Origin of the sequence: Clostridium tarantellae (assembly GCF_009295725.1) — a bacterium.
Classification (GTDB): domain Bacteria; phylum Bacillota; class Clostridia; order Clostridiales; family Clostridiaceae; genus Sarcina; species Sarcina tarantellae.
Genome location: NZ_WHJC01000137.1, coordinates 1 through 9,121, shown reverse-complemented (window position 1 = coordinate 9,121; position 9,121 = coordinate 1). Strand labels below are relative to the sequence as shown.

Below are 9,121 nucleotides of genomic sequence, written 5' to 3'. Positions count from 1 at the left end.
TATTTAAATTTAAAAATTATTAAAGGGGGAAGCTTTCAATGCGTATAGTAAAAGCAGAATTAAAGGCAGTAAGAAAGTTAGGAATTGATATTAAGCTAAGTAATGGAATGAGACAATTTATTATGTCTATAGATAAGAAAAATCTTTCTATGGATGATTTACTTAATTATGATGAAAATATGGAAATAAAAGTACATTCTATGGTGAGAAATTGTTGTGCTGCATGTCCAATAGTAGTGTTAGAAAAAGGAAAAAATGAAGCTGATGATAATGAATTAAAGGAAATTATAAGAAAGATTATAGAATTAGATGGAGAAAACATAAAAAAGGCACTAAATAAATAAATTTTAAATTAAGAGTACTGAAAATTTTCAGTACTCTTTTAAATTTAAATTTAAACATATCTAATCCAAAAGTAAATTACATAAAACCAACTCATTAAACCATGAATTATTGCCCAAGGTATGGATTGCCAAGAGGTATATGAAATTACCATGGCTAAGCAAGCGCCAAATGATATTCCAGACTTAACGGTTTTCTGAAAAACAACATTACCATTCATTTTAAATTCCTCCAAATTTTGCTATTTTAAAATATTAAATAAAATACTAAAAAGGAATGTAATATTTTAAAATAACAATTTCATTATTAAATTTATTTTGATATATATTATATCAGTTTTTTTCAAGAAAGAAATATTTACATGTTAATTGTAAATAAATTGTAAATATTTTGACATGGATGTATACAAAGTTCATTATGAATATGATAAAATATTTATATACGCTACAGGAAAATTGTGTAAAATAAAACATCGAAGGTAATGGCTAAGTAAACTCTATAAGACTAAGGATATAAAACTACTAATGAATATATTTGTTTTATTAGTAAATTTTAATTAGCATAATATTCTATACATAATAAGTATTTAAATTTTCTAATAAACATATATGATATGTATTTAAATTTAATAGATATTATAATAGGGGGAGAGAATTTTGCTTAAGTTTAATAAGAGAACAGTTGCTTTAGTTGTTGCAGCTACTTTTATAGTAGCAACATCAGAATCACTTTTAATGGGTGCTAAAAATATTGTAAATGCATTACCAAAGGAAGGAACTGAGTGGAATAATAATCCAAGAATTTTTCAAAAAAACAGAGAAGAAGCACATGCTACCTTTGTTTCTTATAAGGATAGTGTTACAGCTTTAGAGTATGAGAAAAAACCAGTAGGAGAAAGAGGTATTAGAGTTAATTCTGAATATCACCAATTATTGAATGGTGAATGGGATTTCAATATTGTAGATAAACCAGCAGACAAGCCTGAAATAGGTGAAAATGGTTTTGATATAACTGATTGGACTAAAATTCCAGTTCCAAGTAATTGGCAAACACAAGGACATGATTATCCTATTTATACAAATATAACATATCCATGGACAGGAAGAGAAAATCCAAAGCCACCAAATGCACCAACAAAATATAATCCAGTGGGAACTTATCAAAGAACATTTACAGTTCCAGAAGGATGGGAAGATGGAAGAAGAGTATATTTATCCTTCCAAGGTGTTGAATCAGCATTTTATGTTTGGATAAATGGACAAAAGGTAGGTTATAGTGAGGATAGTTATACTGCTAAAGATTTTGATATTACTGATTATTTAGTAGATGGAGAAAACACTATATCTGTACAAGTTTATAGATGGAGTGATGGTAGTTGGCTTGAAGACCAAGATTTTATTAGATTAAGTGGTATTTTTAGAGATGTAGCTATTTATTCTACTCCAGAGGTAAGAGTAAGAGATTTTAAAGTAGAAACAGACTTAGATGAAACATTTACAGACGGTAATTTAAAAGTAGATGTAGAACTTTCAAATTATTTGAAAAATAATGAAGAATATACTGTAGAAGCAATGTTATATGATGAAAATTTTGAATCAGCTATAGAATCACCAATAACAATGAATACTAACTTCTCAGATGCTACAAATTACAATGATAAGGCTACTAAGGTTCAATTAAAAGGCGATATGAATATAACTAATCCAAGAAAATGGTCAGCAGAAGATCCATATCTTTATACTTTAGTAATTTCTTTAAAAGATAAGGATGGAAATGAAGTAGAAGCTGTAAGTAGTAAGGTAGGATTTAAAGAGTTTTATATAGAAGATGGACAAATGAAGATAAATGGCGAATATATTATGTTTAAAGGGGTAAATCGTCATGAAACAGACCCAGAAACAGGAAGAACAGTATCCATAGAAAGTATGATTAAAGATATTGAAATAATGAAAGCTAATAATATAAACTCTGTTAGAACTTCTCATTATCCTAATAATCCAGCTTGGCTTGAGTTATGTGATGAATATGGTTTATATGTAGTAGATGAAGCTAATATAGAATCACATGCAGTTAGAGATTATTTACCAGGTAATTTAGAAGAATGGTATGATGCTAGTTTAGATAGAGTTATTAGTATGGTAGAAAGAGATAAAAATCATGCTTCTGTTGTAATGTGGTCTTTAGGTAATGAAGCTGGTGGTGGAGAAACCTTTAATATATTATCTAATTGGGTAAGAGAAAATGATAAAACTAGAGTAGTTCACTATGAAGGGGACTATTATGATGAAAGTGTATCAGATGTAGAAAGTCAAATGTATTGGGGAGTAGAAGGTGTAGAGAATTATGGTAAGAGTGGACGAAAAAAACCTTTTATTCTTTGTGAATATGCTCATAGTATGGGAAATAGTTTAGGTAATTTAGATCAATACTGGGAAGTATTTGAGAAGTATGAAAATCTTCAAGGTGGATTTATTTGGGATTTTGTAGATCAATCTTTATATAAAGAAATAGAAGGTGGAAATGGTGAAAAATTCTTAGCTTATGGTGGTGATTGGGGAGATAACCCTAATGACGGCAACTTTTGTGCTAATGGATTAATAAATGCAGATAGAACTGAAAAACCTCAAATGAAAGAATTAAAATACAACTATCAAAATATAGAAGTTAAAGATGTGGATGTAAGTAATGGTAAAATTTCTGTAGAAAATGAATTTATATTCACAAACTTAAATGAATATGCAGGAAAGTGGGAATTAAAACAGGATGGAGTTACTATACAAAGTGGTGATTTAAATGTGGATATAGATCCAGGAGTTACAGAAGAAATAACTGTACCATTTAAAATACCTGAAGAGGTAGATAAGGCTTCAGAATATTTTTTAGAATTAAGGTTTAATACAACTAAAGATGAAAAATGGGCAAAAGCAGGTCATGAAATTGCTAGTGAGCAATTTAAACTAAACTTTACTGATGAGGTTAAGGATGTAACAGATGTGGATAGTATGTCTCCTTTAAATACAGAGGAAACTGAAAGCAGTGTTAAAATTAAAGGAGAAAACTTTGATTTAAATTTTGATAAAGTGGAAGGTAATATAGATTCCTTTAAATATGAAGGAAGAGAATTATTAAGCACTCCAATAGAGCCAGATTTTTGGAGAGCTCCAAATGATAATGATGAAGGAAATGGAATGCAAAATAGAACTAAGACTTGGAGATACGCAGGTAGAGATAGAAGTATTTCTAATGTGGAAGTAGAAAAAGAAGAAAAATCAGTTACTATAAAGGTTGATGCAACACTTCCAACTACCACAGAATCTCAATATAAAAATATTATTACCGTTTATGGTAATGGAGATGTGGTTATAGGAGCAGAACTTAAACCAGGTTCTTCAAATTTACCTGAAATACCTGCTATAGGTATGACATTTAATATGCCACAGGAATTTGAAAACTTAGAGTGGTTTGGTAGAGGGCCTCATGAGAATTATTGGGATAGACAAAGAAGTTCTTTTGTAGGAAGATATGAAAGTACTGTAGAAGAACAATTTTTCCCTTATATAGATCCATCTGAAATGGGTAATAAGACAGATATAAGATGGATGACTTTAACTAATGATGATGGAGTGGGATTAATGGTATCTGGTGATCCTCATATTGAAGCAACGGCTCTTCATTATACGGAAGAGGAGTTAAGCAATAAACTTCATCCGCATGAGTTAGAAAAAAGTGATGATGTAGTTGTAAATGTAAACTATAGACAAATGGGAGTTGGTGGTGATGATAGTTGGGGATCTAGACCACATCCAGAATTCACATTAAATTCAGATAAAAATTACACTTACAGAATGAGATTAAAACCTATAAATATTTCAAAGGAAGATGCTAGTGAGGTAAATAAATTAGACTTACCATTTAATATTAAAGAAGACCAATCCATTGATATAAGCACTATGAAGGGTGAAGCACCAATTTTACCAAATAAATTGGAATTAGAATTATTAGATGGTGGAAGAAAAACTGTAGGAATAACTTGGGATGAAATAGATCCATCTTATTATGAAGAGATAGGAACTTTTAAGGTTGAAGGAACTGTAAAAGGAACTAAAACTAAAATAACTGCTAATGTAACGGTTAAAGCTATTGAATCTATTGAAAATGCTAATATGAGTACTTTAGTAGGAACAATGCCTAAACTACCTACAGCTTTAGAAGTAATTTATTCAGATGGAAGTAAAGTAAATGCAGTAGTTAATTGGAATGAAATAACTGAGGAGCAATTTGTTAACCCAGGTAAGGTTGAAGTTAAAGGTACAGTAGAAGTAGATGGACAAACTATACAGGTTAACACAATTATTTCAGTAACTACAGGAGATTATATTAGTGATTTAGAGTGGAAGAGTGCTACTACTGGATGGGGTACCATTAAAAAAGATAAATCTATTGATGGAAATACTATTACTTTATTTGATGGATTTAAAAATGTGAAGTTCAATAAAGGAATAGGAACCCATTCTAACTCTACAATAGTTTATGATATTTCTGGAAAAGATTATAAATTCTTTGAAAGTTATATAGGATTAGATCAAGAAATAAATGCACCACAGTGTGATGGTATAAGATATACTATTGTAGTTGATAATGAGCAGGTTTATGATAGTGGTAAAATGATGCCTAAAGATAAAGCTAAATTTATAAGAATTGATATAGAAGATGCTAGCGAAATTAAGTTAATAGTAGATAAAGTAGGTAATGATAGTAATGATCATGCTGACTGGGCAAATGCTATGTTTGTTAAGGAAGTAGCAGATAATAAATTAGAGTTAGCTACATTGGTTAATAATGCTAAAGAACTTAATAATAATGCAGTAGAAGGTATAGCAGTAGGAGAATATCATCTAGGTGCCAAAAAAGAATTAGAAGATGCAATTACCTTAGCTGAAAGTATATTAAACAATGAAGAAGCTAAAGAAGAGGAATTAATTATAGCTATTGGAGAATTAACTAGGGCTTTAGAAAAATTTAATAGTAGAATTATTACAGAAAGTACAGGAGATTTAAACAATAATGGTAACTTTGAAGCGGGAGATATAGCTCTTATTTCAAGATATTATGGTAAAAATTCTGTAGATAATGCAGAGATTTGGGAAAATATTAGTAAATATGATGTAAATAATGATGGGAAAATAGACATGTATGATTTGAATTTTGTTACTAACAAGGTTTTAAATAGCTAAAAATTAAAAAAGTTTATTAATAATATTTAGTCCTATGGTTTTGTAAAATTACCATAGGACTTTTAGAATGATGAAATAAGTGATTATTAAAAAAAATACAATAATTATACTTCAAAATGTACATTAAGTAATTTTAATATTCTTTCTATAGGAGTAATAATAGTATTTTTTTCATTACTACCACATAAAAGACCAATAGCTTTATTAGAAAAGTTTAAAACTAAACTACCAGAATCACCAGGTTCACTGATTTTAGTGGTAAGAATTTGATTACCTAAACGGAATTTTTTCTTTTCTCCTAATGTTAAAGTAGCATCAATGGAAGTAACAGTACCAGTTGTATATCCAGTGGTTCTACCTAATTTTTGAACTTGTTCATCTAAAGATACAGTGTTAAAAGTTCCTTTTATATTTCCTATATATCTAATAGATTTTTCTATAAGTAAAGGAGGTAAAGTTATTTCTGCTATGGCACAATCAACCCAATTTATAGGAAGCATATAATTAGAAATTTTTGATTTAGTACTATATTCTAAAACAATCCATTTGGATAATTTTGCCACTTTATTAGCCTTAATAGGCTTTGCATCATATTTTGCAGGTTGAAGGATGGAGGTTCCTTTTTTTATTTTATTATAATTACATAAAACATGATTATTACTTAAAATATATGGTGTATTATTAAAATTATCAAATACAATAGCACCTAAAGTTCCAGCAGAATCTGATTTAGAAGGACTTATACTATAGCCAGCTTGAAGAGGACGAAATCTTTCTTGTAATAAAAAAGGTTCAGGTTTTATTGGAACTAAGTTATTTAATGAAGACAAATTAGATTGGGATGGAGAGAAATTTTCTGTTGAAAACTTACCAGTTTCAATAACATCTGTAGTTATATTTAAAAAATTATTAGGAATAATTTCATGTTTATATAAATTATTTAAAGGTTTTTTATTTTCTACAAATACATGCAAGGAAGGAATGCCCGTATTAACATCTTTAATAACTTTATGTCCAAGTCCAACACCAACCACATTTTTTTTATTAAAGAAAAAATCACTATAATTTTTAATAATACTTTTTATTGAATGCTCTATAATAGATTTCATGTATATATCTCCTATATATAAATAAAGAGTTAAAGCATTTATATTAAAAAGCTTTTATATATTTTATAGTTTATTAAGAAGAAAAGTTACAGTTTAAAAAATATATATTAATATATGGAGAATTTTAGTTGAAACTATATTGTAAAGGTATGATAAGAATGAATAAAAAAATAGATTTATTAGAATTAGTAAAGGAATGTGAAAGAATAACTAATATAAAATTAGAAGTTCCCCTATTAATTAATAAAAGACTGAAAAAAAGTTTGGGAATAACTAGATATACTATAATAAAACAAGGAAGACAAAGTAAAATTAAACCAAAATCAATAGAGCTTAATGATAGATTTTTAAAAACAGCAACTAAAGAAGAAGTTAAGGAAGTAATAAGACATGAATATGCTCATTATTGTGCATTAAAGCAAGTAGGTAGGCATAATCATACAGACTATATATTTAAACTATGGTGCAAAAGATTAGGGGTAAGTAATAAAGCTACCATGGAAGTTAAAGGACTGCAAAGCAATAAAGAAAAATATACTGCATATTGTGTTCATTGTAATAAAAGAGTAGGTGGCTGTAAAACTTCTAGGCATAATCTAGTAAAAAAAACAAATTTATTTAAGACCAAATGTTGTTATGCTCCAGTAAGAATATTACAAAATTATTAGTAGAATGGAGTAGAATTATTATGAAAAAAATAGGACATAATTTATATGTGCACGTGAAATTTATTATGGAATTAGATAAAGAATTGATAGAAGAGGTAATTTTAGCTACAAAATACTTAGATAAGGATACATTTAAAGAATTTAATGTAATCAAGGTTAACATAAAGAAACCAGAGGTTAGTTTTATAATAAGTAAAGACTTTGATGAAGCTAGAGAACCGGAAATTCATTATAGTGTTAAAGTGAATTTAGATACAGAAAAAGTAACTAAGGTAAAAGGAAAAGAGCAAATTTATCATCATAAATGGCAATTTGCAAATGAAAACTATAGTGATTTTGATGTGAATGAAAGTAAAGCATGGTTAGAGAGATGGACAAACATATTACCAGCTAAAAGAGAGGTTAAAAGTAGAATTGGATATAAAAAGTATTGGGATGAAATATTAAAAAAATATAATTTAAGATACAAAAGAGTAATTTTATAGTAATACTAGTTTCTATGGAAAAGATTGAAGCTAGTATTTTTTATATGTATTAAAATTAAAAAATTAGTACATTTATAGATAAAAATGTTTACATATATATTTGAAATAATTTACAATTATAATGTGATATTAAAAATTTAACAGTAATTATAAAATAAGGGATTGAGAGAGAGGAATTTGTATGAGTAGAAATGGTAGCAAAATGAATGAGATGCAAGGTGTTTCAGCACATTTAGAACAAGTAGGGCCTAAATGGAGGAAAACAGGAGCTAAGTGTGATTATAATGATAATAATGTTTGTAAAAATTCGCAAATAGCAACTTATATGGGGAAGTGTGTAGGTGGAGTATGTGTGTATGATTATGTAAAAGGTATAAAGCATAAAGATATAGATAAGAATGTTTGTAATGAAGTTGAAAAACATTATACAGATAATAAATATGATGTGGAAACCTTAATTAATAAAAGCTTTGTTATTGAAGATATGGAAGATGGAGATGTGCTTCACATAACTTTTGTTAAAGAAGAAGTAAAAGAGAATAATAAAAACCATAAAGAGAATATTAAGGTAGCTATAACATCAGAATATGCACAAGCTATTTTAGGTAAAGGAAGAAATGAAGTATTTTCTGTTATACAAAATTTTAATGGTGTGGATTTGAAGTATAGATATAAAATTGTAAAAGTTTATTAAATTTTAAAATACTAGTTTCAGTAGTAAAAAACTGTAACTAGTATTTTTTATGTATAAAAAGCAATAAATTTTATTGCAAATTTATAAATATTAATAAGAAATGTTAAATATTATCATGTTAATGGTAATATATTACAAAATAATTAAATATTATAAGAGGAAAAATATAGGGTAAGGTATTAAAAATAAGAGGCGATGTACAAAATATTACAGATAAAAAGGGATATTTCTATTTTCAATTAAAAGATGGAAACAACAAAGTAGAATGTGTATTATTTAAAACTGATGATGATATACTTGAAGGAAAGAGAGTTAGAATAAATCATGCAAATGAAGCTAAGTTTTCTATAAGAGCGTCAGGTACAGTAAATAATCATAATGAAAAAATACAATTAGTAGTAGATAAGGTGTTTAATGAATATTAAAAAGCAAATAAAAAATATGAAATAATTGTATAAATAAAAAGTATTCTATATATATAAATTTTATTGCTTAACTGCTAATATCTTATGGGGAAGTACTACTGTATAAAATAACAGAGTTTTTTAAGTGCTCCCTTGTCCAAAATCAATGTATCTAAATGTAATAT

The 9,121-nt window shown here is 27.6% G+C and carries 8 protein-coding genes; 6 read left to right on the top strand and 2 right to left on the bottom strand.

Annotated features, from left to right (window positions below; translation table 11 throughout):
* Positions 1-38: 38 nt before the first annotated feature.
* Complete coding sequence (locus GBZ86_RS09690; RefSeq protein WP_152890147.1) at positions 39-344, top strand: hypothetical protein; 306 nt, start codon at positions 39-41, stop codon at positions 342-344.
* 50 nt (positions 345-394) lie between these two features.
* On the opposite strand, the gene GBZ86_RS17135 is transcribed toward GBZ86_RS09690, so the two are convergent.
* Positions 395-562 carry a hypothetical protein gene (locus GBZ86_RS17135; RefSeq protein WP_170272201.1) on the bottom strand — a complete coding sequence of 56 codons (168 nt, stop codon included), beginning with the start codon at positions 560-562 and terminating at the stop codon, positions 395-397.
* A 436-nt stretch (positions 563-998) separates the two neighbouring features.
* Here GBZ86_RS17135 and lacZ point away from each other — a divergent pair, with 436 nt between their 5' ends.
* Positions 999-5,576, top strand: coding sequence for a beta-galactosidase, LacZ type (gene lacZ, locus GBZ86_RS09685; protein ID WP_152890145.1), 4,578 nt, complete (start codon positions 999-1,001; stop codon positions 5,574-5,576).
* Between the two features lie 104 nt (positions 5,577-5,680).
* Here lacZ and GBZ86_RS09680 read toward each other — a convergent pair whose 3' ends face one another.
* Positions 5,681-6,685, bottom strand: coding sequence for a hypothetical protein (locus GBZ86_RS09680; protein WP_152890143.1), 1,005 nt, complete (start codon positions 6,683-6,685; stop codon positions 5,681-5,683).
* Positions 6,686-6,813: 128 nt separating this feature from the next.
* On the opposite strand from GBZ86_RS09680, the gene GBZ86_RS09675 reads away from it, so the two are divergent.
* The 4 genes from GBZ86_RS09675 (at position 6,814) to GBZ86_RS18720 (ending at position 8,957) form a co-directional block, all read left to right on the top strand.
* Positions 6,814-7,353 carry a SprT-like domain-containing protein gene (locus tag GBZ86_RS09675; protein WP_152890141.1) on the top strand — a complete coding sequence of 180 codons (540 nt, stop codon included), beginning with the start codon at positions 6,814-6,816 and terminating at the stop codon, positions 7,351-7,353.
* A 20-nt stretch (positions 7,354-7,373) separates the two neighbouring features.
* On the top strand, positions 7,374-7,838 hold the full coding sequence (locus GBZ86_RS09670; RefSeq protein ID WP_152890139.1) for a hypothetical protein: 465 nt from the start codon (positions 7,374-7,376) through the stop codon (positions 7,836-7,838).
* A gap of 181 nt (positions 7,839-8,019) precedes the next feature.
* Positions 8,020-8,532 carry a hypothetical protein gene (locus GBZ86_RS09665; RefSeq protein WP_152890137.1) on the top strand — a complete coding sequence of 171 codons (513 nt, stop codon included), beginning with the start codon at positions 8,020-8,022 and terminating at the stop codon, positions 8,530-8,532.
* A gap of 185 nt (positions 8,533-8,717) precedes the next feature.
* On the top strand, positions 8,718-8,957 hold the full coding sequence (locus GBZ86_RS18720) for an OB-fold nucleic acid binding domain-containing protein (protein ID WP_422678915.1): 240 nt from the start codon (positions 8,718-8,720) through the stop codon (positions 8,955-8,957).
* The last annotated feature ends 164 nt before the right edge of the window (positions 8,958-9,121 follow it).